The sequence below is a fragment of the Streptomyces sp. NBC_00075 genome (assembly GCF_045041225.1).
Taxonomy (GTDB): Bacteria; Actinomycetota; Actinomycetes; order Streptomycetales; family Streptomycetaceae; genus Streptomyces; species Streptomyces adonidis.
Map to the genome: position 1 here is coordinate 9,230,150 of NZ_CP108243.1, position 26,238 is coordinate 9,256,387.

At 70.4% G+C, this 26,238-nt stretch carries 23 protein-coding genes; 14 read left to right on the top strand and 9 right to left on the bottom strand.

Annotation, left to right across the window (positions count from 1 at the left end; all coding sequences use genetic code 11):
• Nucleotides 1-97: 97 nt before the first annotated feature.
• The 5 genes from pheS to OG787_RS40425 all read left to right on the top strand — a co-directional run bounded on the left by pheS (nt 98) and on the right by OG787_RS40425 (nt 7,285).
• Entirely contained in the window at nt 98-1,225 is a 1,128-nt protein-coding gene (gene pheS, locus OG787_RS40405) for a phenylalanine--tRNA ligase subunit alpha (protein WP_405538590.1), read from the top strand.
• Nucleotides 1,225-3,729 (top strand): phenylalanine--tRNA ligase subunit beta, encoded by a 2,505-nt coding sequence (gene pheT, locus OG787_RS40410; protein WP_405538591.1) that lies wholly within the window; start codon nt 1,225-1,227, stop codon nt 3,727-3,729. Before pheS ends, pheT begins: the two co-directional genes overlap by 1 nt.
• 252 nt (nt 3,730-3,981) lie before the next feature.
• Entirely contained in the window at nt 3,982-4,995 is a 1,014-nt protein-coding gene (locus tag OG787_RS40415) for a PP2C family protein-serine/threonine phosphatase (protein WP_405538593.1), read from the top strand.
• Between the two features lie 270 nt (nt 4,996-5,265).
• Nucleotides 5,266-6,615 (top strand): transcriptional regulator, encoded by a 1,350-nt coding sequence (locus OG787_RS40420; protein WP_369034320.1) that lies wholly within the window; start codon nt 5,266-5,268, stop codon nt 6,613-6,615.
• A gap of 130 nt (nt 6,616-6,745) precedes the next feature.
• Nucleotides 6,746-7,285, top strand: a complete 540-nt coding sequence (locus tag OG787_RS40425; protein ID WP_369034319.1) for an NUDIX hydrolase — start codon at nt 6,746-6,748, stop codon at nt 7,283-7,285.
• A gap of 99 nt (nt 7,286-7,384) precedes the next feature.
• On the opposite strand, the gene OG787_RS40430 is transcribed toward OG787_RS40425, so the two are convergent.
• Nucleotides 7,385-7,642, bottom strand: a complete 258-nt coding sequence (locus OG787_RS40430) for a hypothetical protein (RefSeq protein WP_369034318.1) — start codon at nt 7,640-7,642, stop codon at nt 7,385-7,387.
• A 182-nt stretch (nt 7,643-7,824) separates the two neighbouring features.
• Entirely contained in the window at nt 7,825-8,721 is an 897-nt protein-coding gene (locus OG787_RS40435; protein ID WP_405538594.1) for a 3-hydroxybutyryl-CoA dehydrogenase, read from the bottom strand.
• Nucleotides 8,722-8,868: 147 nt separating this feature from the next.
• On the opposite strand from OG787_RS40435, the gene OG787_RS40440 reads away from it, so the two are divergent.
• Entirely contained in the window at nt 8,869-10,143 is a 1,275-nt protein-coding gene (locus OG787_RS40440) for a glycoside hydrolase family 10 protein (RefSeq protein ID WP_405538595.1), read from the top strand.
• A 131-nt stretch (nt 10,144-10,274) separates the two neighbouring features.
• On the opposite strand, the gene OG787_RS40445 is transcribed toward OG787_RS40440, so the two are convergent.
• Nucleotides 10,275-10,469: a DUF1918 domain-containing protein gene (locus OG787_RS40445; protein WP_369034315.1), complete on the bottom strand. Its 195-nt coding sequence runs from the start codon at nt 10,467-10,469 to the stop codon at nt 10,275-10,277.
• 21 nt (nt 10,470-10,490) lie between these two features.
• Entirely contained in the window at nt 10,491-11,459 is a 969-nt protein-coding gene (locus OG787_RS40450) for a DMT family transporter (protein ID WP_405538596.1), read from the bottom strand.
• Here OG787_RS40450 and OG787_RS40455 point away from each other — a divergent pair.
• On the top strand, nt 11,458-12,891 hold the full coding sequence (locus tag OG787_RS40455; protein ID WP_369034313.1) for a PLP-dependent aminotransferase family protein: 1,434 nt from the start codon (nt 11,458-11,460) through the stop codon (nt 12,889-12,891). The two genes, OG787_RS40450 and OG787_RS40455, sit on opposite strands and share 2 nt — an antisense overlap.
• 190 nt (nt 12,892-13,081) lie before the next feature.
• On the top strand, nt 13,082-13,660 hold the full coding sequence (locus OG787_RS40460) for a histidine phosphatase family protein (RefSeq protein WP_369034312.1): 579 nt from the start codon (nt 13,082-13,084) through the stop codon (nt 13,658-13,660).
• Here OG787_RS40460 and OG787_RS40465 read toward each other — a convergent pair.
• Nucleotides 13,657-14,118, bottom strand: coding sequence for a DUF6314 family protein (locus OG787_RS40465; protein ID WP_405540720.1), 462 nt, complete (start codon nt 14,116-14,118; stop codon nt 13,657-13,659). The genes OG787_RS40460 and OG787_RS40465 overlap by 4 nt on opposite strands.
• Before the next feature lie 134 nt (nt 14,119-14,252).
• Here OG787_RS40465 and OG787_RS40470 point away from each other — a divergent pair, with 134 nt between their 5' ends.
• The 6 genes from OG787_RS40470 to OG787_RS40495 all read left to right on the top strand — a co-directional run bounded on the left by OG787_RS40470 (nt 14,253) and on the right by OG787_RS40495 (nt 22,000).
• Nucleotides 14,253-16,727, top strand: a complete 2,475-nt coding sequence (locus OG787_RS40470) for an alpha-L-arabinofuranosidase C-terminal domain-containing protein (protein WP_405538597.1) — start codon at nt 14,253-14,255, stop codon at nt 16,725-16,727.
• A 422-nt stretch (nt 16,728-17,149) separates the two neighbouring features.
• Complete coding sequence (gene argC / locus OG787_RS40475; protein ID WP_405538598.1) at nt 17,150-18,178, top strand: N-acetyl-gamma-glutamyl-phosphate reductase; 1,029 nt, start codon at nt 17,150-17,152, stop codon at nt 18,176-18,178.
• Nucleotides 18,175-19,326 carry a bifunctional glutamate N-acetyltransferase/amino-acid acetyltransferase ArgJ gene (gene argJ, locus OG787_RS40480; RefSeq protein WP_405538599.1) on the top strand — a complete coding sequence of 384 codons (1,152 nt, stop codon included), beginning with the start codon at nt 18,175-18,177 and terminating at the stop codon, nt 19,324-19,326. Before argC ends, argJ begins: the two co-directional genes overlap by 4 nt.
• Nucleotides 19,323-20,234, top strand: coding sequence for an acetylglutamate kinase (gene argB, locus OG787_RS40485; RefSeq protein WP_369034304.1), 912 nt, complete (start codon nt 19,323-19,325; stop codon nt 20,232-20,234). The genes argJ and argB overlap by 4 nt, the downstream gene beginning before the upstream one ends.
• On the top strand, nt 20,231-21,442 hold the full coding sequence (locus tag OG787_RS40490) for an acetylornithine transaminase (protein WP_369034303.1): 1,212 nt from the start codon (nt 20,231-20,233) through the stop codon (nt 21,440-21,442). The genes argB and OG787_RS40490 overlap by 4 nt, the downstream gene beginning before the upstream one ends.
• Before the next feature lie 21 nt (nt 21,443-21,463).
• The gene (locus OG787_RS40495) at nt 21,464-22,000 is read left to right on the top strand and encodes an arginine repressor (RefSeq protein WP_369034302.1); all 537 of its coding nucleotides are present in this window, start codon (nt 21,464-21,466) and stop codon (nt 21,998-22,000) included.
• A 67-nt stretch (nt 22,001-22,067) separates the two neighbouring features.
• On the opposite strand, the gene OG787_RS40500 is transcribed toward OG787_RS40495, so the two are convergent.
• The 4 genes from OG787_RS40500 to OG787_RS40515 form a co-directional block, all read right to left on the bottom strand.
• Entirely contained in the window at nt 22,068-22,805 is a 738-nt protein-coding gene (locus OG787_RS40500) for an FAD:protein FMN transferase (protein WP_369034301.1), read from the bottom strand.
• Between the two features lie 43 nt (nt 22,806-22,848).
• The gene (locus tag OG787_RS40505) at nt 22,849-23,979 is read right to left on the bottom strand and encodes an FMN-binding protein (RefSeq protein WP_405538601.1); all 1,131 of its coding nucleotides are present in this window, start codon (nt 23,977-23,979) and stop codon (nt 22,849-22,851) included.
• A 19-nt stretch (nt 23,980-23,998) separates the two neighbouring features.
• Nucleotides 23,999-25,381 carry a ferric reductase-like transmembrane domain-containing protein gene (locus OG787_RS40510; RefSeq protein WP_369034299.1) on the bottom strand — a complete coding sequence of 461 codons (1,383 nt, stop codon included), beginning with the start codon at nt 25,379-25,381 and terminating at the stop codon, nt 23,999-24,001.
• A gap of 150 nt (nt 25,382-25,531) precedes the next feature.
• A complete protein-coding gene (locus tag OG787_RS40515; protein WP_369034298.1) occupies nt 25,532-26,236 on the bottom strand; it encodes a L,D-transpeptidase in 705 nt (234 codons plus the stop codon).
• Between the last annotated feature and the right edge of the window lie 2 nt (nt 26,237-26,238).

Below are 26,238 nucleotides of genomic sequence, written 5' to 3' on the forward strand. Positions count from 1 at the left end.
GGCCTTTGGCACCTTTGCGTCCCTCTCTGTGGACGATTCGTCTCCGAGCCGTAGACGACGGGGACCATCCGCCAGCCAACCGGAAGCACGGGAAGAGATGTCGGCACCGAACAAGTCGTACGACCCTGTAGAGGTCGAGGCCCTGAAACCGGAAGCGATCGAGAGCATGCGGGACGAGGCGCTCGCCGCCTTCGCCGCCGCGGACTCCCTCGACACGCTCCAGGAGGCCAAGGTCGCCCACACCGGCGGCACCTCGCCGCTGGCCCTCGCCAACCGCGAGATCGGCGCGCTGCCCCCGCAGGCCAAGGCCGCCGCGGGCAAGCTCGTCGGCCAGGCCCGGGGCGCCGTCAACAAGGCGCTCGCCGCCCGCCAGACCGAGCTGGAGGCCGAGCGGGACGCCCGCGTGCTGGTCGAGGAGGCGGTGGACGTCACCCTGCCGTACGACCGCGTGCAGGCCGGCGCCCGCCACCCGCTGACCACGTTCATGGAGCGCGTCGCGGACGTCTTCGTCTCCATGGGGTACGAGGTCGCCGAGGGCCCCGAGGTCGAGGCGGAGTGGTTCAACTTCGACGCCCTGAACTTCACCCCGGACCACCCGGCCCGGCAGATGCAGGACACCTTCTTCGTCGAGGGCCCGAAGGGGACCACCGGCGACGAGTCCGGTGTCGTGCTGCGCACGCACACCTCGCCCGTGCAGGCCCGCTCCATGCTCGACCGTGAGCCGCCGGTCTACATCGTCTGCCCCGGCCGCGTGTACCGCACGGACGAGCTGGACGCCACGCACACCCCCGTCTTCCACCAGATCGAGCTTCTCGCCATCGACGAGGGCCTGACCATGGCCGACCTCAAGGGCACCATGGACCACATGGTCCAGTCGCTCTTCGGCCCGGACATGAAGACGCGGCTGCGGCCCAACTACTTCCCCTTCACCGAGCCGTCCGCCGAGATGGACATGCTCTGCTACGTCTGCAAGGGCACCTCCGTCGGCAACCCCGACCGCCCCTGCCGGACCTGTTCCAGCGAGGGCTGGATCGAGCTGGGCGGCTGCGGCATGGTCAACCCGCGCGTGCTCGTCGCGTGCGGCGTCGACCCCGAGAAGTACAGCGGATTCGCCTTCGGGTTCGGCATCGAGCGGATGCTGATGTTCCGCCACAACGTCGAAGACATGCGAGACATGGTCGAGGGTGACGTCCGGTTCACCCGGCCGTTCGGGATGGAGATCTGATGCGGGTCCCGCTTTCTTGGCTGCGGGAGTACGTCGACCTGCCGGCGACGCAGACCGGCCGAGACGTCCAGGAGAAGCTCATCTCGGTGGGCCTTGAGGTCGAGACCGTCGAGCAGGTGGGTGCCGGTCTCAAGGGCCCCTTGGTCGTCGGCCAGGTGCTCACGATCGAGGAGTTGGAGGGCTTCAAAAAGCCGATCCGCTTCTGCACGGTCGATGTCGGCACGGCCAACGGCACCGGTGAGCCCCAGGAGATCGTCTGCGGCGCGCGCAACTTCGCCGTCGGCGACAAGGTCGTCGTGGTCCTCCCGGGCGCCGTCCTGCCCGGCGACTTCGCGATCGCCGCGCGCAAGACGTACGGCCACACCTCGCACGGCATGATCTGCTCGGGCGACGAGCTGGGCATGGGCGACGACGGCAGCGGCGGCATCATCGTCCTGTCGCCGGAGCACGAGGTCGGTACGGACGCGATCGAGCTGCTCCAGCTCGTCGACGAGGTCCTCGACATCGCCGTCACGCCCGACCGCGGGTACGCCCTGTCCCTGCGCGGCATCGCCCGCGAGACGGCCATCGCCTACGGCCTCCCGCTGCGCGACCCGGCCCTGCTCGACGTACCGGCGCCGAACGCGTACGGCTACCCGGTCGAGGTCTCCGACCCGTTCGCCTGCGACCGCTTCACCGCCCGCACGGTGACCGGGCTCGACCCGGACGCGCAGTCCCCGATCTGGCTCAGGCGCCGCCTCCAGAAGGCGGGCATGCGCCCGATCTCGCTCGCCGTGGACATCACCAACTACGTGATGCTGGAGCTGGGTCAGCCCCTGCACGCGTACGACCGCTCCCGCGTCCAGGGTGCGATCGGCGTGCGCCGGGCCGAGCCGGGCGAGAAGCTCACCACCCTCGACGGCGTCACGCGCACGCTGGACCCCGAGGACCTGCTCATCACCGACGACCGGGGTGCCATCGGCCTCGCGGGCGTCATGGGCGGCGCCAACACCGAGATCGACGACACCGAGGGCACCACCACCGAGGTCGTCATCGAGGCCGCCCACTTCGACGCGATCACCATCGCGCGCACGGCCCGCCGTCACAAGCTGGCCTCCGAGGCGTCCAAGCGCTTCGAGCGCGGCGTCGACCCGCAGGCCGCCGCGGCCGCAGCCCAGCGTACGGTCGACCTCCTGGTCCTCCTCGCCGGCGGCACCGCCGACGCGGGCGTCACCGAGGTCATCGCGCCGTCCGCGCCGCGCACGATCTCCATCCCGGCGAACCACCCTGACCGGGTCGCGGGCGTCGAGTACGGCCGCGAGACCGTCGTACGCCGCCTCCAGGAGGTCGGCTGCGACGTGTACGGGCAGGACGAGCTGATCGTCACCGTGCCGTCCTGGCGCCCCGACCTGACGGACCCGAACGACCTCGCCGAAGAGGTCATCCGCCTGGAGGGCTACGAGAACCTGCCCTCCACGCTGCCGAAGCCCCCCGCGGGCCGCGGCCTCACCGACCGGCAGCGCCTGCACCGCCGCGTCGGCCGCGCACTGGCCGGAGCGGGCTACGTCGAGGCGCTGAACTACCCGTTCATCGGCGAGCACGTCTTCGACCAGCTGGGCCTGGCCGCCGACGACCCGAAGCGCAAGGTCGTCAAGCTGGCCAACCCGCTGTCGGACGAGGAGCCCGCGCTCCGTACGACGCTGCTGCCGGGCCTGCTCGGCGCGTTGCGGCGGAACGACGGGCGGGGCAGTCATGACCTGGCCCTGTTCGAGACGGGGCTGGTCTTCCACCCGCAGGACGAACTGCTCGTCGCCGGTCGCCTGCCCGTCGACCGGCGTCCCACCGACGAGGAGATCGCGTCCCTCACGGCCGCGCTCCCCGTCCAGCCCCGGCACGCCGCCGTCGTCCTCGCGGGCGCCCGCGAGCAGGCCGGCTGGTGGGGCAAGGGCCGCCCGGCCGACTGGGCCGACGCGATCGAGGCGGCACGGAGTCTGGCGGCGGAGGCGGGCACCGAACTCCTCGTCCGGGCCGGTCAGTACGGGCCCTGGCACCCCGGCCGCTGTGCGGCGCTGGCCGTCGTGATCGACGGCACCGAGCAGGTCATCGGGTACGCCGGTGAGCTGCACCCGCGCGTGCTGAAGGCGCTCGGGTTGCCCGCGCGCACCTGTGCGATGGAGCTGAACCTGGACAAGCTGGAGGCGGCGAGTTCTGGGGTGCCCAAGGGGCCGAAGATCTCGACGTTCCCTGTCGCGACGCAGGATGTCGCTCTTGTCGTCGCGCGTGAGGTTCCGCATGCGGACGTCGAGGCGGCGTTGCGGGAAGGGGCGGGGGTGCTGCTGGAGTCGCTTCGGCTGTTCGATGTGTACGAGAGCAGTGAGCAGTTGGGGGAGGGGCGGAAGTCTCTCGCGTATGCGTTGCGGTTCCGGGCGGCTGATCGGACGCTGACCGTTGACGAGGCTTCGGCTGCTCGGGATGCGGCTGTTGCTCTCGCGGGGGAGCGAACGGGAGCGGTGTTGCGTAGCTAGTGGCGTTGGGGTGGGCGGTTTTCGGCTGCTGCGCCGTCGTGGCTGGTCGCGCAGTTCCCCGCGCCCCTGGGGGGGGTGGGGGCTGCGCCCCGCACCCCCCCCATACCCCCCTCCTCCTTCATCCGTTACCTCACTCATTTGGGTGACAAGTTCGGGCGAAGTGGTCCCTTCGGGGCATGTGGTCGACAGAATCGGACCGGTCTTTCGGGGCCGGTCCGATTTGTGTTCTCAGGGCCTGACTGGGGGGCCGTCGTGATCCGTATCAAGGCTGGTGTGCGGCGTCGGCGGGTGCTGTCGCTCGCGCTGCCCACCGCGTGGGGTGCCACGGCGATCACGTACAAGCTGGCCTGTCCGCTCGCCCAACAGGAGGGGCTGGGGGCGCGCATCGTCACCAGCGCCGTCTTCTTCGCCGTCGGGACCGGGCTCATATTCCACGTCCGCTGGGCGCTGCTGCGCGAGTTGAGGCTCGCCCGGCAGGTCGCCGGCGCCGCGCAGAGCGTGCTGCTGCGTCCGTTGCCGCAGCGCATCGACGGTCTGCGGGTCGCCGCCGCCCAGCTGTCCGCCGACCGGGGGGCCGCGGTCGGCGGTGACCTGTACGAGGTCATCGCCACCGAGCACGGCGTACGGGTGGTCATGGGCGACGTGCGCGGACACGGCATCGGCGCCATCGGGACCGTCGCCGCCGTCCTCGGCAGCTTCCGTGAGGCCGTGCACGACGAGGCCGAACTCGGCAGCGTACTGCGGCGGTTGGAGCGGGCCCTGGCTCGTCACCTGGGCGAGCCCGACCCCGACAGTCCGGTCGCCGAGGAGTTCGTCACCGTACTGCTCCTGGAGATCGGCGAGGGCGGTGAGGTGCGGGCCTTCAACTGCGGGCATCCGGCGCCGTATCTGCTCAGCGGCGGCCGGGTCGACGTACTCACGTCCGGCGAACCCCTGCCCCCGCTGGGCCCGTTCCCCCTCCCGGCCGAACTGTCCGCCGAACACTACGGCCAACTCCTCCCCGGAGAGTCCCTGTTGCTCCACACGGACGGCGTCGAGGACGCCCGCGATGCCCATGGCCGGTTCTTCCCCCTGCCTGCGGTCCTGGCGGAGGCGGTCCGAACCCAGCCGATCTCCCCGCAGGCGGTCCTACGCGCCATCTTCACCCGCCTGCTGCGCCACACGGGCGGCCCCCCGACGGACGACGTGGCCGTACTGGTCCTGAGAAACGACCGCCGTCACGTCCCGAGGCAGCAGGAACACTCCGTTGCCCATCAAGTCACGTGAGCGGGAGGCACCTAGGGGCGCGGGGAACTGCGCGACAAGCCCCCATGCACCCGCAGCCGACAAACAACCACACAGAGCCGAGCCGCCGCACTGTACGAGGGGGAGCCGACGGCCCGGCGGCCTCTTGCGAGGCATCTCAGTCAAGCGAACGGACACTGTCTGCGACAGAGTGCACACGCTACGAATTCACGTACTCCCATCACACCCCGTGTGAAGGCGAACACATTACGCTGACGCACACGGCAGGCACCGAGAGCCACCGGAGGGCACATGCAGCCCAACACCCTGCTCGACGCGATCCTCGACGAGGCGGGCATCTCGCACGCCGGACTCGCCGCCCACGTCAATCAGGCGGGCCGGGCGCGTGGACTCGCTTTGAGGTACGAACACACCGCCGTGGCACGGTGGTTGAAGGGGCAGCGCCCCAGGGGCCAGGTGCCCGACCTGATCTGCGAGGTGCTCGCCGCCCGGCTGCACCGCGCCGTCAGGCTGGACGACATCGGCCTCGGAGTGTCCGGTGACAACACCGGCCCGCTCGGCTCGGCCGGTACCTCGTTGTCCGGGTTCGTCGAGCGGGCGACCGCCCTGTGGCGCTCCGACGAACAGCAGCGCCCGCACATCCTCGGCGCCCCGGCCGTCACCGGCACGCCCGCCGTGATGCCGGTGTGGGAGTGGGAGAACCCGCCCGAGGATGTGGATGTGTCGCGCGGGGGCAGGCATCGGGTCAGCATGGCCGACATCGAGATGCTCCGCTCGGCCCGCGCCCACTACGAGCAGATGTACCGCAAGGCCGGCGGCATAGCGACCCGCACCCGCATCGTCGGCTTCCTGAACGCCGAGACCGCGCCCCTGCTGCGCGGCAGCTACACCGACGCCACCGGCCGCCAACTGCACCGGGCCACGGGCGGGTTGGTGGCGATCGCCGGGATCTGCGCGTACGACTCCGATGCCCACGGTCTCGCCCAGCGGTATTTCCATCAGGCGCTGCGGCTCGCGAAGGCCAGTGGGGACCGGGGGCTTGGGGCGTATGTCATCGCGCTCCTCGTCAACCAGGCACTCTTCATGCGGGAGTTCCGGCAGGCCGTCGCCTTCGCGGAGGCCGCGCTGCGTGCCGCGGGCAAGCACATCACGCCGGCCCTCGCCTCCGACCTCTACGCGATGCAGGCCAAGGCGTACGCGCACCTGGGCGACGGCAGCAGCGCGCTCTCCTGCATCCGGCGGGCCGAGCAGGCCGCCGAACGCATCCGGCGCGGATACGAACCCGACGAAACCGGCTATGTCCAGCCGGGGTTGGTCAACGTCCAGGTGGCGGAGGCGCTGCTGAGCCTCGGCGATCTGGCGGCGGCGGGGGAGCACGCGACGGCCGCGGTGGACAACCCGGCGCACGACCGGGGCAGAGTGCACCGGCTCGCGATGCTCAGCCAGATCGAACTGCGCCGGGGCAACGCCGACAAAGCGGTGGCCACCGCGGTGCAGATGGCCGAGCAGGCGCGCGGAATGGAGTCCCAGCGCTTGCGCGACAGACTCCGGGCGGTGCGCGAACACCTGGTGCGCAACGGCTGCGCGGGCACGGCCGAGGCAGCCGAAATGATCGACGGGGCACTGCGCGTACCGCTCTAGACACCCCTCGCGGGACACCTTTGGCGCGCGGATTCTCGGGTAACCGCGCGGTGAGTCGCATTCTGTGCGCCTGCTGTCAGCACGTTCCTGCTGCCATATTGCCATCTACTCGGCGGAAGGTGGCAGAACCGTGCAGTGGACGAAACAGAACGAACAAACTGTGTATGAAAACCGCTGGTTCCAGGTCAATCTCGCAGATGTCGAGCTGCCGAACGGGCGGCATCTCGATCACTTCCTCATACGGCTGAGGCCTGTTGCCGTGGCCACAGTGGTGAACGAGGCCAACGAGGTTCTCCTGCTCTGGCGGCACCGGTTCATCACCGACAGCTGGGGGTGGGAACTCGCGGCCGGGGTCGTGGAGGACGGCGAGGACATCGCCTTCGCGGCCGCCAGGGAGCTGGAGGAGGAGACGGGCTGGCGGCCGGGACCCCTGCGGCACCTCATGAGCGTCGAGCCGTCCAACGGGCTCACCGACGCCCGGCACCACATCTACTGGGCCGAGGAGGGTGAGTACATCGGGCACCCCGTGGACGACTTCGAGTCGGACCGCAGGGAGTGGATCCCCCTCAAGCTCGTCCCCGACCTGGTCGCCCGCGGGGAGGTCCCGGCCGCCAACATGGCGGCCGCGCTACTGCTGTTGCACCATCTCAGGCTCGGCGAGGACGCCTGAGCACTTCGCCGGATTCGCGGTTGTCCTTCGCCGCGGGCCGGTGGGGGCTGGTCGCGCAGTTCCCCGCGCCCCTTTCGGGGCGCGGGTCCCGCACGCGTGTCAGCGGCCCATGGCCTGCCAGATCGTCACGGCCAGTGCCCCGAGGGCCGTGAGGGCCGCGACGGCCGGCAACGGCCATCGGGCGTGTTCGAGGTGGACGACCCGGTTGTTCAGATCGTCGACTTCCTTGTCCGTCTCCTTCGTACGATGACTGAGCAGGTTCAGCCCTCCCTCGACGCGCGCGTACGCGACATCGAGGCGGCGGCGTAACTCTGCGAGTTCTCCATGAGCCACGGGATGCTCGGGGTCGGCGGTCACGTGTCCGCTCCTTTCCGTAGTCGTCACATCCCTTGCATGCGCATGATGAGTCAACTCGCCTGGTGGGCGCGTGGGGAGAGTGTGCGCGGGGCATATGCGTGTCCGGCGCGCACACGGTGTGTGAATGCCACGGGCCCGGCACCTCGAAGGGTGCCGGGCCCGCGAATGACGCTGGGTGACGTTCAGACGTACGTGTAGAACCCCGAGCCCGACTTCCGGCCCAGCCGGCCCGCGTCCACCATGCGCTGGAGCAGCGGGGGAGCGGCGTACAGCGGTTCTTTGTACTCCTCGTACATGCTGAAGGCGACCGAGGCGACCGTGTCCAGGCCGATCAGGTCGGACAGCTTCAGGGGGCCCATCGGGTGGGCACAGCCCATCTCCATGCCGTTGTCGATGTCCTCGCGGCTGGCCATGCCCGACTCGAACATCCGGATCGCGGAGAGCAGATACGGGATCAGCAGGGCGTTCACCACGAAGCCCGACCGGTCCTGGGCGCGGATCGCGTGCTTGCCGAGAAGCTTCTCGGCGAACGACTGGGCGCGGGCGAGCGTTCCCTCGGAGGTGGTGAGCGCCGGGATCAGCTCGACGAGCTTCTGCACCGGGGCCGGGTTGAAGAAGTGGATGCCGACGACCTGGTCGGGCCGGGAGGTGGCGACGGCCAGCTTCACCAGGGGGATCGAGGAGGTGTTCGAGGCGAGGATCGCGTCCGGGCGGGTCACCACCTGGTCGAGGATCTGGAAGATCTCGGTCTTCACCTGCTCGTTCTCGACGACGGCCTCGATCACCAGATCGCGGTCCGCGAACTCGCCGAGGTCGGTCGTGAAGCTGAGCCGTGCCAGCGTCCCGTCCCGCTCCTCCTCGGAGATCTTGCCGCGCTCGGCCGCCTTGGAGAGGGAGTTGAACAGCCGGGTACGGCCGAACTCCAGGGCCTCGCCGGTGGTCTCGGCGACCTTCACGTCCAGCCCGGAGCGTGCGCACACCTCGGCGATGCCCGCTCCCATCTGGCCGCAGCCCACAACTCCGACGCGCGAGATCTCTCCCGCTGGGCTGTCCGTCACATCGTCCCTTTCACTGATCATCTGCACGGCCGTCCGGCCTGTGCCAAACCTGCACGTTACCTTCGGCGGCCATTGCTCAATTGTCCGGGCCTCCCATGGGAGTCTGGCCCGGGACGGGCGAGGACGGTCTGTGACTTGTCCGACACGGCGCACAGCGGAGGTACGGAAATGAGTGGGAAGGCGCGGCACGCGCGCATGTCACGGCGGGCGTTCGCGGTGACCGCCCTGTCGACGCTCGTGGTGGGCGGGGCGGTGACGGGAGCCGCGCTGGCCGGTGCGGAGCCGAGCGCGTCGAAGCGTGGCGGCAAGCGGGCGACGGGCGAGCTGCGGGGCATGTGGCTGGCCACGGTCACCAACCGCGACTGGCCGTCGAAGCCGGGCCTGACCGCCTCCCAGCAGCGCGCCGAGCTGATCACCCACCTCGACACGGCGGTGAACCGGCGCCTCAACGCGGTGTTCCTCCAGGTCCGCCCGACCGCCGACGCCCTGTGGCCCTCCCCGTTCGAGCCCTGGTCACAGGTCCTCACCGGAACCCAGGGCAAGGACCCCGGCTGGGACCCGCTGGGCACTGCGGTCCAGGAGGCCCACGCCCGCGGTCTCGAACTGCACGCCTGGTTCAACCCGTACCGCGTCGCCAACCACACCGATCCCACCAAGCTCGTCGCCTCCCACCCGGCGCGCAGGAACCCGGACTGGGTGGTGCCGTACGGCGGCAAGCTGTACTACAACCCCGGTCTGCCGGAGGTCCGCCGCTTCGTCCAGGACGCGATGCTCGACGCGGTGGCGAAGTACGACGTCGACGGCGTCCACTGGGACGACTACTTCTACCCGTACCCGGTCGCGGGCCAGACCTTCGACGACGACGCCGAGTACGCGAAGTACGGCGGGGCGTTCCCCGACCGGGCCTCCTGGCGGCGCGACAACATCGACAAGCTGGTGCTGGAGACGGCCGCCCGCATCAAGGCCGTACGCCCCGGCGCCGACTTCGGGATCAGCCCCTTCGGGGTGTGGCGCAACGTGGCGACCGACCCGCTCGGCTCGGACACGAAGGCGGGTGTGCAGACGTACGACGACCTGTTCGCGGACACCAGGAAATGGGTGCGGCAGAACTGGATCGACTACATCTGCCCGCAGATCTACTGGAACATCGGCTTCGCCGCCGCCGACTACGCCAAGCTGCTGCCCTGGTGGGCCGAGACCGCGAAGGGCACGGGCACGAAGCTGTACGTCGGTGAGGCGCTGTACAAGGCGGGCGACCCGGCGCAGCCCGCGGCCTGGCAGGACCCGGCCGAACTGTCCAGGCATCTGACCCTCGCCGGGAACTACCCCGAGGCACGCGGGCACGTCTTCTTCTCCGCGAAGGAGGTCGGCGTCGACAAGATCGGCGCCATGGCACGGGTGGTCGCCGACCACTACCAGCAGCCGGCGACGCCACCACGCTGAGCCTCGGCTCGCCCCGCGCCCCTTAGGGGCGCGGGGCTGTGTCGGACATGCGGCTTCCGCCGCGCGGGCGCGACCAGCCACGACGGCGCCGCAGACGACCGACGACACATCGCGGCATTTCAAGCGGAGCGCTAAGCGTCCTTGTCCTTGTGGCGGACCTCGCAGTCGGGGCCCGGTGACATCACTGCCTCGTGCCCGTCCGGGAAGCGGACGCGGTACGGGGGAGTGCCCTCCTGGCCCATGACCTCGACGACTTCCGATATCTGGTCGTGCTGGCCGACCACCCTGCCGTGCTGGACAAGCTGGTCGCCCACGGTTGCGCGCATCTGCGGGTCTCCTCTCGGCTCTCAGCCGCGGGCCCGCTGGGTGACGGCGATACAGACGAGGACGGCCGCCGCCGTGAGCGGAGCGGCCGGCGTCAGCTGCTCGCTCAGCAGCAGGACCGACCACACCAGTGTGAGCAGGGGCTGCGCCAACTGCAACTGGCTGGCCTTCGGAATGCCGATCGCCGCCATGCCCCGGTACCAGACGACCAGGCCGAGGAACTGCGACCCCGCCGCCACCCACAGCAACCCGATCACACTGTGCGCGGTGAGCTGTACCGGCTCGTACGTCAGTGCCAGCACGGCGGCGGGCGCGGTGAGCGGCAGGCTCAGCACCAGCGCCCAGCCGATGACCTGCCAGCCCGGCATGACCCGGGCCAGCCGCCCGCCCTCGGTGTAGCCGGCCGCGCAGACCAGCAGGGCGCCGAAGAGATACGCGTCGGCGCTGGTCAGAGCGCCGCCGCTCTGCTGGACGGTGAACGCGAGGACGGCCGCCGCGCCCGCCAGGGCCGCCGCCCAGAAGGCGCGCGAGGGCCGGGAGCCCATGCGCAGCGCCGAGCAGAGGGCCGTCGTCAGCGGCAGCAGGCCGATCACGACGGCGGCGTGCGAGGTGGTCGAGGTCTGGAGGGCGAGCGTGGTGAGGAGCGGAAAGCCGAGGACGACTCCGGCGGCGACGACCGCGAGCCCCGCCCAGTGCCGGCGGGCCGGCAGCGGCACACGCAGCGCCAGCAGACAGCCGCCCGCGATCAGCGCCGCGAGCACGACCCGTACGGCCACCAGCGACCACGGGCCGAAGCCCTCCAGGCCCCAGGCGGTGGCCGGGAAGGTGAGCGAGAAGGCGATGACACCGAGGGCGGCCTGCACGGTGCCGAGGCGGCGGGCGGTGGACTTCTGGGACGGGGGACCGGCATGGGCACCCGGGGTCCCCGGCGTCCTCATGCTGCCGTTGACCGCTATCGGAGTCGATACGGTAGCGCTATCCTGTGCTCTCATGGAAGAGCGTAGCAGTGTCGGTGAACTGGCGAACAGGCTGCGGCAGGAGCTGAACCGCTACTCTCCAGGTGGAAAGCTGCCGTCGAGCCGGGCTCTGGTCGAGCGCTACCGCGTGAGCCCGGTGACCGTCTCCCGGGCGCTCGCGCAACTCGCCGCCGAGGGTCTGGTCGTGACCCGCCCGGGGGCGGGCGCGTACCGCGCGGAGCCGCGCCCCGCGTCCACCCCCGCCGGGGACACCTCCTGGCAGGAGGTCGCCCTGAGCGCGGACGGCGCCGCCGACCTCGTACCGCGCACGGTGAACGCCTCGGGTGTCGTCATCTCGCTCGCCGCGCCGCCACCCGGGGTGATCGAGTTCAACGGCGGCTATCTGCACCCCTCGCTCCAGCCGGAGCGGGCGATGTCGGCGGCCCTCTCACGGGCCGGACGCCGTCCCGGGGCGTGGGGCAGGCCGCCCCTGGACGGGCTGCCGGAGCTGCGCGAATGGTTCGCGCGGGGCATCGGCGGTGCCGTCACGGCGGCCGAGGTGCTGATCACGGCGGGCGGCCAGGCGGCGCTCACGACAGCCCTGCGCGCCCTCGCCCCACCCGGCGCACCGGTCCTGGTCGAGTCGCCCACCTACCCCGGCATGCTCGCCATCGCCCGCGCGGCCGGCCTGCGCCCGGTGCCGGTCCCGGTCGACGCGGACGGCGTACGCCCGCCGCTGCTGGCGGACGCGTTCCGGGCGACCGGCGCCCGGGTGTTCGTCTGCCAGCCCCTGTTCCAGAACCCGACCGGGGCCGTCCTCGCGCCCGAACGGCGCGGAGAGGTCCTGCGGATCGCCCGCGAGGCCGGTGCCTTCGTGATCGAGGACGACTTCGTACGACGGCTGGTGCACGAGGACGCGGCGCCGCTGCCGCGTCCGCTCGCGGCGGAGGACCCCGACGGTGTGGTCGTCCACGTCGGCTCGCTCACCAAGGCGACCTCGCCGAGCTTCCGGGTGAGCGCGCTCGCGGCCCGGGGCCCGGTACTGGAACGGCTGCGCGCCATCCAGATCGTCGACACCTTCTTCGTCCCGCGCCCCTTGCAGGAGGCCGCCCTCGAACTCGTGGGCTCCCCGGCCTGGCCCCGCCATCTGCGGGCGGTGTCGACGGAGTTGAGGGTCCGCCGGGACGCCATGACGACCGCGCTGCTGACGACCCTCCCCCAACTGTCCCTGCCCCACATCCCGTCGGGCGGCTACCACCTCTGGCTCCGCCTCCCCGACGGCACGGACGAGGACGCCCTCGTCGCCGCCGCCCTGCGCGCGGGCGTCGCGATCACCCCCGGCCGCCCCTACTTCAGCGCCGAACCCCCGGCGGCCCACGTGCGGTTGAGCTTCGCGGCGGTCGCGGGGGTGGGGGAGATCGAGGAGGGGGTACGGAGGCTGCGGAAGGCCTGCGACGAAGTGCTCTGAGGTGGGTTCCGAGGTGGGTTCCGAGGGGGCGCTCCGACGGTGTGTTCCGACGCGGGGCGAGCCGGGAGTGAAGCCCTCGTGGAGTCGACGTAAAGCCTCTGTGGGGATCGGGCGGTGGTCGGCGCGTACCCTCGATAACTCCTGAGTAACGCCCCTTGACCTGCGTTCTTTCCCGGCAGACCATCGCCGCATGCAACTTCGGGTCACCTTCGTCGCCGCCGCGCGCAGCTCCCCGCTGCTCGCCGAGCGCTTCGACGACGACCGGCCGCTGGACCAGGCCGGCTGGGACGAGGTGCAGCGCGCCGCCCACGAACTGGTGCCGCTGGCGGCGGCCGAGCTGCGCTACTGCTCGCCGACGCCCCGCAGCCGGGCCACCGGGGACGCCCTCGGCTACGGGCCGCTCGTCCAGCTCGCCCTGCGCGACTGTGACATGGGCCGCTGGCGCGGGCTCACCCTCGGCGAGGCCATGGCCCGGGAGCCCGAGGCGGTGGACGCCTGGCTCGCCGATCCGCGCGCCACGCCCCACGGCGGCGAGTCGCTGCTCGACTTCATCTCGCGCGTCGGCGACTGGCTCGACACCCGGCCCGTCGAGGACGGCGGCCGGATCGTCGCCGTGGCCGAGCCCTCGGTCGTCCGGGCAGCCCTTGTCTACGCCCTGAAAGCACCGCCCTCGACCTACTGGAACCTCGACGTCCGTCCCTTGTCCACGACCGTCGTCACGGGCCGTTCGGGCCGCTGGAACCTTCGCTTCGAGGGCGCGTTCTCCTAGGAGGAGCGCAGCTGGGGCCTGTCGCGGGTGTAGTCGGTCGTGAGGACCAGGTTCTTGGCCGGGCCCGCCACCCGCCACACCGTCCGCCAGTGGTCCGCGTCCAGGACCGTGAACTCGCCGCGGTAGAGATCGGCCGCGCAGGGGTGGTCGGTGACCCATCGGCCGGAGGTCAGGTCCAGGTCGTGGAACGGGCGTCCGTCCGCGAAACGTACGTCCGCCGTGCCGGGTGCGGTGCCCGGGAGGAAGCGGAGCGTCCGCTCGGCGGGGCGGGCGACGCCCTGCCAGACGAACGTGCCGGACTCGTGGTGGAGCAGGCCCCCGCCGTCCAGCGGGCTGAACGTCGTGGTGCCGGTGAACGTGCCCTCGTCCATGCCCGCGAGATCCCGCACGGTCCGCTCCACCCGCCAGCTCCCCGCCAGATGGAGCAGCGCATCGGCTACTGGCCGGAACTCGCCCACGCCACCGCCCTCCCCTCGGATTCCCAGTTCCGTGCGATCCATTGACGCACTTCGGTCACATACCTATCTTGCCGTTCGAAGTGCTGATCGTTGTCCGATATCCCGAACTGTATCGACAGAGCCGCGGAGTATCCATGTCACGCACACGCACCCGCTGGAGACTAGGTCTCACGGCCACCGCACTCCTGGTGGTCTCGGCGGTCGTCCCCGCCCCGGCCAACGCCGAGGACGTCACCGACTACGCCATCACCGTGGACCCGGCGACCAGGGGCGCCAAGATCGACGACACGATGTACGGCGTCTTCTTCGAGGACATCAACCGCGCCGCCGACGGCGGTCTGTACGCCGAACTCGTGCAGAACCGATCCTTCGAGTACTCCACCGCCGACAACCGCTCGTACACGCCCCTCACCTCCTGGGCGGTCGGCGGCACGGCGACGGCACTGAACGACGACGGGCGCCTGAACGCCCGTAACCGCACCTACCTCTCCCTGGAGGCCGCCTCCTCCGTCACCAACTCCGGTTACAACACCGGGATCAGGGTCGAGGACGGCAAGAAGTACGACTTCTCCGTCTGGGCTCGCGCCGACCAGGCCGGCACGCTCACCGTGTCCCTCACCGACGCCGGGGGTGTGCTCGCCGAGGCCCACCAGGTCGAGGTGAAGGGCGGCTGGGCCAAGTACAAGGCGCGGTTCACGGCGACCCGTACCAGCACCACCGGGCGGCTCACGGTCGCGACCGACAACTCCGTCGCCCTGGACATGATTTCGCTGCTGCCCCGGGACACGTACAAGGGTCACGGGCTGCGCAAGGACCTCGCCTCGAAGATCGCCGCGCTGGACCCCGGCTTCGTGCGGTTCCCGGGCGGCTGTCTCGTCAACACCGGTTCCATGCAGGACTACAGCGAGGCGTCCAACTGGGAGCGCAAGCGCTCGTACCAGTGGAAGGACACCATCGGGCCGGTCGAGGAGCGCGCGACCAACTCCAACTTCTGGGGCTACAACCAGAGTTACGGGCTCGGCTACTACGAGTACTTCCAGTTCTCGGAGGACATGGGCGCGATGCCGCTGCCCGTCGTCCCGGCGCTGGTCACCGGCTGCGGGCAGAACAAGGCGGTCGTCGACGAGGCACTGCTCAAGCGGCACGTCCAGGACACCCTCGACCTCATCGAGTTCGCCAACGGGCCGGTGACCAGCGAGTGGGGCCGCAAACGGGCGCAGATGGGCCACCCCAAGCCCTTCCACCTCACCCACATCGAGGTGGGCAACGAGGAGAACCTGCCCAACGAGTTCTTCGCCCGCTTCACGGAGTTCCGGACCGCCATCGAGGCCGAGTACCCGGACATCACGATCATCTCCAACTCCGGCCCGGACGACAGCGGTTCGACCTTCGACACCGCCTGGAAGCTCAACCGGGACGCGAACGTCGACATGGTCGACGAGCACTACTACAACAGCACCAACTGGTTCCTCCAGAACAACGACCGCTACGACTCGTACGACAGGAACGGCCCCAAGGTCTTCCTCGGTGAGTACGCCTCCGGCGGCAACACCTTCAAGAACGCCCTCTCCGAGGCCGCGTTCATGACGGGCCTGGAGCGCAACGCGGACGTCGTCAAGCTCGCCTCGTACGCCCCGCTGCTCGCCAACGAGGACGCGGTGCAGTGGCGCCCGGACATGATCTGGTTCAACAACCACGCGTCCTGGGGCTCGGCCTCGTACGAGGTGCAGAAGCTGTTCATGACGAACGTCGGCGACCGCGTCGTCCCCACCACCGCGACCGGCACGCCCTCGGTGAGCGGCCCGATCTCGGGCGCCGTCGGCCTGTCGACGTGGGCGACCACGGCGGCGTACGACGACGTGAAGGTCACCGGGGCGGACGGCACGGCGCTGCTGAGCGACGACTTCTCGGGGGACGCCTCCCAGTGGACCCATACAGGGGGCGGGAGTTGGGCGGTCCAGGACGGCCAGTACGTCCAGACGGACGTCGCCGCCGAGAACACTATGGTCTCGGCCGGTGACCCCGCCTGGCACGACTACGACCTCCACGTGAAGGCCACCAAGAAGTCCGGAAAGGAGGGCTTCCTCGTCGCCTTCGGCGTCAAGGACACCGGGAACTACTACTGGTGGAACCTGGGCGGCTGGAACAACACCCTGTCCGCCGTCGAACAGGCCTCGGACGGCGGAAAGTCGACGCTCGTGTCGAAGGCCGGCTCGATCGAGACGGGTCGCGCGTACGACATCGACGTCAAGGTGCGGGGCCGACAGGTCACCCTCTACCTCGACGGCCAGGAGTGGGGCAGCTTCACCGACGACAAGCCGGCCGAGCCGTTCCGCCAGATCGTCACCAAGGACGCGAAGACCGGCGACCTGATCGTCAAGGTCGTCAACGCCCAGGCGGCACAGGCCCGTACGACGATCGACCTCGGCCGGACGAAGGTGAAGTCCAAGGCGGCGGTGACCACGTTGGCCGCCGCGCCGGACGCGGTGAACACCGAGACGGCGACACCGGTCGCGCCGGTGAGGTCGAGCTTCTCGGGCGTCGCGAGCAAGTTCACGTACACGTTCCCGGCGAACTCGGTCACCTTCCTGCGGATCAAGAAGGGGTGACGGGGAGGGGCGAGAGGAACGGCTGATCGGACGGGCGGTTCGGGTGCCGAAGGGTGCCTGAGCCGCCCGTACCCGGTTCGGCCGGTCAGTCAGCCGGTCGCCGCCACGAACGCCCCGGCGACGAGGACCGGCACCACCGCGCTCGCGTCCACCTCCGTCGCGATCACACCGACCGGTCGTTCGCCGGTCCCGTACCCCTGCTCGGCGAGCCAGCGCCGACGGCGGTGCCGGGCCCCCGACGGTCCCCACCGAAGCGGACCCCGAATCCGGACTGGAGAAAGTCCTCACGCATACCCATGATCGTGCCATGGGCATGATCGACCTGTTGCCCGTACCGGTCCGCCCGGCTCCGCATACCGATCCACGGTATTGCATAAACGTGCATCGAAACGTATAGTCATGCCATCAAGGAGGAGGGTTTCATGGCAGTACGTGTGGCGGTGGCCGGAGCGAGTGGGTACGCGGGCGGGGAACTGCTGCGTCTGCTCCTCGTCCACCCCGAGGTGGAGATCGGCGCCCTGACCGGCAACTCCAACGCCGGGCAGCGGCTCGGCGCGCTCCAGCCGCATCTGCTGCCGCTGGCCGACCGTGTGCTCCAGGAGACCACCCCCGACGTGCTTGCCGGGCATGACGTCGTGTTCCTCGCGCTGCCGCACGGGCAGTCCGCCGCCGTCGCCGAGCAGCTCGGGCCGGACGTCCTCGTCGTCGACATGGGCGCCGACTTCCGGCTCCACGACGCGGCCGACTGGGAGAGGTTCTACGGCTCCGCGCATGCCGGGACCTGGCCCTACGGCCTCCCCGAACTGCCGGGCGCCCGCGCCGCGTTGGAGGGGTCCAAGCGCGTCGCGGTGCCCGGCTGCTACCCGACCGCCGTCTCCCTCGCCCTCTTCCCGGCCTACGCCGCCGGGATCGCCGAGCCCGAGGCCGTGATCGTCGCCGCCTCCGGGACCTCCGGCGCGGGCAAGGCCGCCAAGACGCATCTGCTGGGCAGTGAGGTCATGGGGTCCATGTCGCCGTACGGCGTCGGCGGTGGGCATCGGCATACGCCCGAGATCGTCCAGAATCTCAGTGGCGCCTCCGGCGAACCCGTCGCCGTCTCCTTCACGCCCACCCTCGCCCCGATGTCCCGCGGCATCCTCGCCACCTGCACCGCGGCCGCCAAGCCCGGTGTCACCGCCGAGTCCGTGCGCGCCGTCTACGAGAAGGCGTTCGCCGACGAACCGTTCGTTCACCTCCTCCCCGAGGGGCAGTGGCCCGCCACGGCGTCCGTCTACGGTTCCAACGCCGTTCAGGTACAGGTCGCGTATGACGAGTCCGTGCGCCGCATCATCGCGATCAGCGCCATCGACAACCTGACCAAGGGCACCGCGGGCGGTGCCGTCCAGAGCATGAACATCGCCCTCGGGCTCGACGAGACCACCGGGCTTTCCACGATCGGAGTCGCACCGTGAGTGTCACGGCAGCCAAGGGGTTCACGGCGGCGGGCATCGCCGCCGGGATCAAGGAGAACGGCAACCCGGACCTGGCCCTCGTGGTCAACAACGGGCCCCGCCTCGCCGCCGCCGGCGTCTTCACCTCCAACCGCGTCAAGGCCGCACCGGTGCTGTGGTCCGAGCAGGTCCTGAAGGCCGGCATCGTCTCCGCCGTCGTTCTCAACTCCGGTGGCGCCAACGCCTGTACGGGGCCCAAGGGGTTCCAGGACACCCACGCCACCGCCGAGAAGGTCGCGGACACGCTCGGGCTGAACGCGGGGGAGGTCGCCGTCGCCTCCACCGGGCTCATCGGACTGCTCCTGCCGATGGACAAGCTGCTCACGGGAGTCGAGACCGCCGCCGGTCAACTCTCCGAGCACGGCGGTGAGAAGGCCGCCATCGCGATCAAGACCACCGACTCCGTCCACAAGACGGCTGTCGTCAGCAAGGGCGACTGGACCGTGGGCGGCATGGCCAAGGGCGCGGGCATGCTCGCCCCCGGCCTCGCCACCATGCTCGTCGTCCTCACGACGGACGCGGACATCGAAAGTGACGTACTGGACAAGGCACTTCGGGCCGCCACCCGCACCACCTTCGACCGCGTCGACTCCGACGGCTGCATGTCCACCAACGACACCGTGCTGCTGCTCGCCTCCGGCGCCTCCCAAGTCACCCCCGCCTACGAGGAGTTCGCGGAGGCCGTACGGGCCGTCTGCGACGACCTCGGGCAGCAGCTGATCCGGGACGCCGAGGGCGCCAGCAAGGACATCAAGGTCGAGGTCGTCAACGCGGCCAGCGAGGACGACGCCGTCGAGGTGGGGCGCTCCATCGCCCGCAACAACCTCCTCAAGTGCGCCATCCACGGCGAGGACCCCAACTGGGGCCGCGTCCTCTCCGCCATCGGCACGACCCAAGCCGCTTTCGAGCCGGACCAGTTGAACGTCGCCATCAACGGCGTCTGGGTCTGCAAGAACGGCGGCGTCGGCGAGGACCGCGACCTCGTCGACATGCGCTACCGCGAGGTCCACATCGTCGCCGACCTCGCCGCCGGCACCGAGACCGCCACCATCTGGACCAACGACCTCACCGCGGACTACGTCCACGAGAACAGCGCGTACTCGTCATGAGCAACGTGACGCGGAAGCACACCGCCCTCCCCAAGGCCAGGATCCTCATCGAAGCGCTGCCCTGGCTGACCCGTCACAACGGCAAGGTCGTCGTCATCAAGTTCGGCGGAAACGCCATGGTGAACGAGGAGTTGAAGAGCGCCTTCGCCCAGGACGTCGTCTTCCTGCGCCAGGCGGGCCTCAAGCCCGTCGTCGTGCACGGCGGCGGCCCGCAGATCAGCGCCGCCCTCGACAGACACGGCATCGTCAGCGAGTTCAAGGCGGGCCTCAGGGTCACCACCGAGGACGCCATGGACGTCGTACGCATGGTGCTGGCCGGGCAGGTCCAGCGGGAGCTGGTCGGGCTGCTCAACCAACACGGGCCGCTCGCCGTCGGGTTGACCGGCGAGGACGCGCACACCATCACCGCCACCAAGCACCAGCCCGAGATCGACGGGGAGTTGGTCGACATCGGGCGGGTGGGCGAGATCACCGCGATCGACACGGGCGCGATCGAGGCGCTGCTCGCCGACGGCCGTATCCCGGTCGTCTCGTCGATCGCCCGTAGCCAGGACGACGGACATGTCTACAACGTCAATGCTGATACGGCGGCTGCGGCACTCGCTGCTGCGCTGGGCGCCGAGACTCTCATGGTCCTCACGGACGTCGAAGGTCTCTATGAGGACTGGCCCAACAGCGACGAGGTGATCAGCCGCCTCACCGCTTCCCAACTGGAGAAGCTGCTGCCGGAGTTGAGCTCCGGCATGGTGCCGAAGATGGAGGGCTGTCTGCACGCCGTGCGTAACGGCGTCACCACCGCCCGGGTCATCGACGGCCGGGTCCAGCACTCGATCCTGCTGGAGATCTTCACGGACGAAGGCATCGGCACGATGGTCGTGCCCGATGCGGAAGAGGGGGACGCGGTATGAGCGCCGACCAGGAACCGACCGCCAACCAGGAACTGACCGCGCGCTGGCAGGGCGCGCTCATGAACAACTACGGCACCCCCCGACTGCCCCTCGTCCGTGGCGCCGGCAGCACGGTGTGGGACGCCGACGGCAAGGCGTACACCGACTTCGTGGGCGGAATCGCCGTCAACGCGCTCGGCCACGCCCACCCGGCGATCGTCGAGGCGGTCTCCACCCAGATCGCCTCCCTCGGCCATGTCTCCAACCTCTTCGTCGCCGAACCGCCCGTCGCCCTCGCCGAACAGCTGATCCAGCGCTTCGGCCGGGACGGCAAGGTGTTCTTCTGCAACTCGGGCGCCGAGGCCAACGAGGGCGCCTTCAAGATCGGCCGGCTGACCGGCCGGGGGCACATGGTCGCCACCGAGGGCGGCTTCCACGGCCGGACGATGGGCGCCCTCGCGCTCACCGGCCAGCCCGGGAAGCGGGAGCCCTTCGTACCGCTGCCCGGTGACGTCACGTACGTCCCGTACGGCGACGCGCAGGCGCTGGCCGCCGCCGTCACCGACGAGACCGCGCTCGTCATCATCGAGCCGATCCAGGGCGAGAACGGGGTCGTGGTCCCGCCCGCCGGCTATCTGAAGGCCGCGCGTGCCATCACCGCTGCCACGGGTGCCCTGCTCGTCCTCGACGAGGTGCAGACCGGCGTCGGCCGTACCGGGCACTGGTTCGAGTACCAGGCCCACGAGGGCGTCCTGCCGGACGTCGTGACGCTGGCGAAGGGCCTCGGCGGCGGGCTGCCGCTGGGCGCGACGGTCGCCTTCGGACGCGCCGCCGAGCTGCTCCAGCCCGGCCAGCACGGTACGACGTTCGGCGGCAACCCGGTCGCGTGCGCCGCCGGACTCGCCGTACTCGACACCATCGCGAACGACGGGTTGCTGGAGAACGTCAAGCGGCAGAGCGAGAAGTTGCGGGACGGAATCGAGGGTGCGGGGCACTCGTTGATCGATTCTGTCCGGGGAGCGGGCCTCCTCCTGGGTATCGTGCTCACGAAGCCCCTCGCGCCCCAGGTGCAGCAGGCGGCTCAGGACGCCGGGTTCCTGGTGAACGCGCCCGCTCCCGATGTCGTACGGCTCATGCCGCCGTTGAACATCGGTGACGCCGAAGTGGACGCGTTCCTCCAGGCACTTCCCGGGGTTCTCGACGGGGTTGCCGTTGACGGGAAGGACTAGTCGGGGAATGAGACGACGACGATGACGCAGGCGCAGGATCACGACCACGCGGGGCCTGCCGTACCGCAGACCCGCACCGCACGCCACCGCCGGATCGTGGACATCCTCAACCGGCAACCGGTGCGGTCGCAGAGTCAGTTGGCGAAGCTGCTGGCCGATGACGGGCTGACCGTCACTCAGGCGACGCTGTCCAGGGACCTGGACGAACTGAACGCGGTGAAGATCCGCAACAACGACGGCGATCTCATCTACGCGGTGCCGAGTGAGGGCGGGTTTCGTACGCCTCGGGCGCCGTTGGGGGAGTCGGCGAAGGAGGAGCGGATGCGGAGGTTGTCCTCCGAGTTGCTGATCTCCGCGGAGGCTTCCGCGAATCTGGTGGTTCTGCGGACGCCTCCGGGGGCTGCGCAGTTCTTGGCGTCGTCCATTGATCAGGCTGAGCTGCACGATATTTTGGGGACCATCGCGGGGGACGACACGTTGCTGTTGATCAGTCGTGATCCTCTGGGGGGTCAGGCTCTGGCTGATCACTTGTTGGCGTTGGCTCAGAAGAACCATTGAGCGGTTGAGTTTCGGGCGCGGGCCGGTGGGGGCTGGTCGCGCAGTTCCCCGCGCCCCTAAAACCCCCTCACCCCAGCCTTCTGGCTAGCCCCCCGGTGCACCTGACCTCGTCGCCTGCCGTGATCAGTAGGGCCTCTACGTCCGGTAGCGACTCCAGCCAGCGCAGTGCCTGCCTCGACCCCATCGCGAAGGCCGCCGTCGCCCAGGCGTCCGCCCAGGTCAGTTCTGGGGCCACCACCGTCACCGCGACCAGGTCCGTCACCGCTGACTTGCCGGTGCGGGGGTCGACTATGTGGGTGCCGCGTTCGGCGGTGCCGGACGTGGCCACCGCCAATTTGTCCGTGCCCGCCGCCGAGACCACGGCTGCCAGGCCGCCGGGGCGGAGGGGGTCCGACACGCCTACGCGCCAAGGGCGTTGGGGGCCAGGGGAGCCGCAGAGCTGGACGTCGCCGGCGCCGTTGACGCTGACGCCGCTCACGCCGGCCGCCATCAGGCTGCTGGCCGCGCGTTCCGCCGCCCAGCCCTTGACGAGGCCGGTCGGGTCGATCTGGCCCTGGTAGGTGTGGCTGAACCACCCCTCGCTGACCCGCTCCGCCTCGGCGCACAGGTCGAGCACCTCGGCGACCTCCGGGTCGCAGTCGGCGACGGAGATCTCACCTCGGGCGAGCCGGGAGATCTGGCTGTTCTCCCGGTAGGTGCTGAACACCTCGTTGACCTTGTGCAGTTCAGCGACGGCCGAAGCCAGCGCCAGCTCGACCGCACGGGGGTCCCCGCCGCGGACGTCGAAAGAGAAGACGGTCCCCATGACCTCCTCCGCATGACGCACCGCGGCGGGAGCTTCGGCGGGATCAACCACCGGCCTGGTCCAGGGCCGACTGGAGGGACTCCTTGTAGCCCGCGCTGGTGTAGCTGGCGCCGGACACCGCGTCGATGTCGGCGTCGCCCGCGGCCAGCGCCGCGTCGTTGAGCTTCGGGATCGCGTCGCCGGAGATCTGGTCGCTCCGGCCGCCGCTGGGCGCCTGCACCGCCGACGCCGACGTGATCTTGCCGTTGGTGAGGGTGACCCGGACCTGGACCGGGCCGTACTCGGTCTGGACGACGCTTCCGGTGAACGTACCGCCGCCGTTGGAGGTCGCTCCGCCGCCCGCCGCCGCAGCCGGGGCGCTGGTCTCGGCCGCCGGCGGGGCACTGCTCGCTGCCGCGCCCGCTCCCGCGTCCGATTCCGCGGGAACCTTGTCCAGGGCGGACTGGAGGGACTTCTTGTACCCGGCGCTCGTGTAGCTGGCGCCCGAGATCGCGTCGATGTCGGCGGTACCGGCGGCCACGGCCGCCGCGTTGAGCTTGGGGATCGCGTTCCCGGAGATCGTGGTGCTCTGGCCGCCGCTGGGGGCCTTGACGGCCTCCGCCTTGGTGATCTTGCCGCCGGCCACCGTGATGCGGACCTGGACCTCGCCGTACTGCGTGTCGACCACGTCGCCGATGACCGTGGCGGCCTGCGCCGTGCCACCGCCCGCGGCGGCGCCCGCGCCCGCGCTGGCCTTGTCCAGGGCGGACTGGAGCGACTTCCCGTAGCCCGCGCTCGTGTAGCTGGCGCCCGAGATGGCGTCGATGTCGGCGGTGCTCGCGGCGACCGCTTCCGCGTTGAGCTTGGGGATCGCGTTGCCGGAGATGGCGGTGCTCTGGCCGCCGCTGGGAGCCTTGACGGCTTCAGCTTTGGTGATCTTGCCGCCGCTCACCGTGATGCGGACCTGGACCTCGCCGTACTGCGTGTCGACCACGTCGCCGGTGAAGGTGCCGTCCTTGGCGGTCGCACCGCCCTGGGCCGACTCCTGGGCCGCAGACGTCTGTTGGGGCAGAGCGCCGGCCGCCTGCGCGGACCCTGGGTCCGACGACGGCTTCAGCGTCAGCAGCAGCACGATTCCGGAGACTGTGGCGGCGCTCGCGAGCATGACTCGCCGAAAGGGGTGACTCTTCTTCATCGCTCCTGGCTCCCGTCGCTCACATCTCGAACGACTCGTGGTGGATACGGCGCGCGGGAACACCCGCGCCGCGCAGTGCCTCGTACACGCCCTGCGCGAAGCCGGGCGGCCCGCACATGAAGACGTCGTGCTCATCGATGTCGGGCAGTTTCCGCCGCAGCGACTCCGCGGAGATGTCGGGGCGCTCTCCGTCGGGGCTGTTCACCGCGTACATCAGGCGGGCGCCGCGCTCGTTGGCGATGGTCGCCAGCTCGTCCCACAGGGCCAGGTCCTGGGTGCTGTTGGCCCGGTAGAGGAGGGTCAGGTCGCCCGCCGCGCCGGGCAGGGTCTCGAACAGGGCACGCATCGGGGTGATGCCGACGCCGCCCGCGACCAGCAGCACCTTGCCCTTGCTGCGCTTGGAGGCGGTCAGGGCGCCGTACGGACCCTCGGCCCACACGCGGGTGCCGGGCTCCAGATCGCGCAGGGCCGAGCTGTGGTCGCCGATCGCCTTCACGGTGATCCGCAGCATGTTGGGGCGGGGGGCCGCCGACAGTGAGTACGGGTGCGAGCTGAACCGCATACCGGGGGCCAGGAAGCGCCAGCGGAAGAACTGGCCGGCCTCCGCGCCCATCCGGTGCAGCTTGCGGCCGCTCATCAGCACGGACACGATGCCCGGGGTCTCCTCGATGACCGCCTCGACCCGCAGCCGGTGGCGCATGTTCAGCCGGACCGGCGTGATGATGCGGTACCAGACGACCAGCGCGGTCACCGAGCCGTACAGCGCGTACCAGGCGGTCTTCGCGGCCGGCTCCACGACGAACTCGTTGCCCGTGGACAGCTGGTGCCAGAACGTCAGGAACGTCGCCGCGTACGTCAGCAGGTGCACGTGGTACCAGAGGTCGTACGGGATCCTGCGCCGCACCGGGCCGATGGACATGAGCCCGATGAGCACCAGCAGACCCGTGCCGATCGCCGCCTTGCCCATGTCGGGCAGCTGGTTCACCGAGTCGACCGTCTGCTGGACGATGTCGCCGAACGTCTTCCCGGCCTGGAGGGCGTACCCGTACATGATCAGGACGACGTGCGCCACGACCAGGCAGAGCGTGTACCGGCCGCTCATCGCGTGCCAGCGCGCCACCCGGTCCGAGCCGACCCGGCGCTCCAGCGCGGGCACCCGGGCCATCTGGAGCACGACCAGCGCCATCAGGTAACCGCCGAGCAGACCGGTGATCCGGCCGGCCGCGATGACCTGGGCGGTGGTGTCCGCGAGGGACGGGGTGTTGCTCCACCACAGCCAGATCACTCCGGCCGCGCCCGCCGCGACAGCGAGCAGCAGCGGGACGGCGGGGGAGCGACGAGGTCGGATGCGGCGCATCGTCTGGCGCCGCGCGGCACGTCCGCCTGCGATCGTGGTGGTCACGGTTCCTCCGTGGGACGGGGTCTAGTCGAGAGGCTTGGCCCCTTGGCCCTTCCATACGTGCCACGACCGCTGAGTGTTCAGTGACTCGCGGAGTCCACAGCGAACAGGAGTGACGGCGGGTAACATCCACCGCCGGCTGTGCTGCCGGGCTCAGTACCGGGTGATCGCCGTCGGCCCGCTCGTGGTGCCGATCGCGATGTGCGGCCGGCGGCCCGGCTCGGCCCAGGCCAGGATCGCCCGCATCGCCGCCACCGGCACGGAGACACAACCGGCCGTCGCCCCACGCCCGTTGACGTGCAGGAAGATGCCCGCCCCGCGCTTCCGCACCGGCTGGGCGTAGTTGAAACCGATGACGTACGCGTGCGCGTACTGCTGCGTGTACGAGATCAGGTGCTCGGACTCGGCGGCGCGGCAGTCGGCGGGGCGGGGCTCGGTCCAGCGGTTGTAGGAGCGCGAGTCGTTGTCCTGGCACCACCAGGAGTTCTGCCGCACGGGCCGGTACGTGACGTCGGTACCGCTCGGCGCCGACTTGATGCCGAAGGCGTACGGGAGGTCGTACAGCCCGGTGGGAGTGGTGTTCGTGCCCTGCTTGCGGGAGCCGCCCTCGACGAGCCCGTTCGCACCGAAGCGGGCGGACGCGGAACCGGCCTTCGTCCATGTCCCGTCACGCAGGTCCCACCAGGTGACCGTGCCCGAGGTCGCCCCGGTGCTCGACGCCTGAGCCGTGATCAACTGCGTGCCGCCGCCGGTGTCGGCCATCCGCGCGGGCAGCGGGGGTGCGGCCGTGGGAGGGACACCGGCGGCGAGCACGAGAAGGGACGTGGACACGAGGACGGCGGCGGCTCCGGGGCGCATGG

Coding starts and splice junctions, on each gene's coding strand:
- pheS (WP_405538590.1), top strand. CDS start 98: ATGTCGGCACCGAACAAGTCGTACGACCCTGTAGAGGTCGAGGCCCTG.
- pheT (WP_405538591.1), top strand. CDS start 1,225: ATGCGGGTCCCGCTTTCTTGGCTGCGGGAGTACGTCGACCTGCCGGCG.
- OG787_RS40420 (WP_369034320.1), top strand. CDS start 5,266: ATGCAGCCCAACACCCTGCTCGACGCGATCCTCGACGAGGCGGGCATC.
- OG787_RS40435 (WP_405538594.1), bottom strand. CDS start 8,721: ATGATCAGTGAAAGGGACGATGTGACGGACAGCCCAGCGGGAGAGATC.
- OG787_RS40440 (WP_405538595.1), top strand. CDS start 8,869: ATGAGTGGGAAGGCGCGGCACGCGCGCATGTCACGGCGGGCGTTCGCG.
- OG787_RS40445 (WP_369034315.1), bottom strand. CDS start 10,469: ATGCGCGCAACCGTGGGCGACCAGCTTGTCCAGCACGGCAGGGTGGTC.
- OG787_RS40455 (WP_369034313.1), top strand. CDS start 11,458: ATGGAAGAGCGTAGCAGTGTCGGTGAACTGGCGAACAGGCTGCGGCAG.
- OG787_RS40450 (WP_405538596.1), bottom strand. CDS start 11,459: ATGAGAGCACAGGATAGCGCTACCGTATCGACTCCGATAGCGGTCAAC.
- OG787_RS40460 (WP_369034312.1), top strand. CDS start 13,082: ATGCAACTTCGGGTCACCTTCGTCGCCGCCGCGCGCAGCTCCCCGCTG.
- OG787_RS40470 (WP_405538597.1), top strand. CDS start 14,253: ATGTCACGCACACGCACCCGCTGGAGACTAGGTCTCACGGCCACCGCA.
- argC (WP_405538598.1), top strand. CDS start 17,150: ATGGCAGTACGTGTGGCGGTGGCCGGAGCGAGTGGGTACGCGGGCGGG.
- argB (WP_369034304.1), top strand. CDS start 19,323: ATGAGCAACGTGACGCGGAAGCACACCGCCCTCCCCAAGGCCAGGATC.
- OG787_RS40490 (WP_369034303.1), top strand. CDS start 20,231: ATGAGCGCCGACCAGGAACCGACCGCCAACCAGGAACTGACCGCGCGC.
- OG787_RS40495 (WP_369034302.1), top strand. CDS start 21,464: ATGACGCAGGCGCAGGATCACGACCACGCGGGGCCTGCCGTACCGCAG.
- OG787_RS40500 (WP_369034301.1), bottom strand. CDS start 22,805: ATGGGGACCGTCTTCTCTTTCGACGTCCGCGGCGGGGACCCCCGTGCG.
- OG787_RS40505 (WP_405538601.1), bottom strand. CDS start 23,979: ATGAAGAAGAGTCACCCCTTTCGGCGAGTCATGCTCGCGAGCGCCGCC.
- OG787_RS40515 (WP_369034298.1), bottom strand. CDS start 26,236: ATGCGCCCCGGAGCCGCCGCCGTCCTCGTGTCCACGTCCCTTCTCGTG.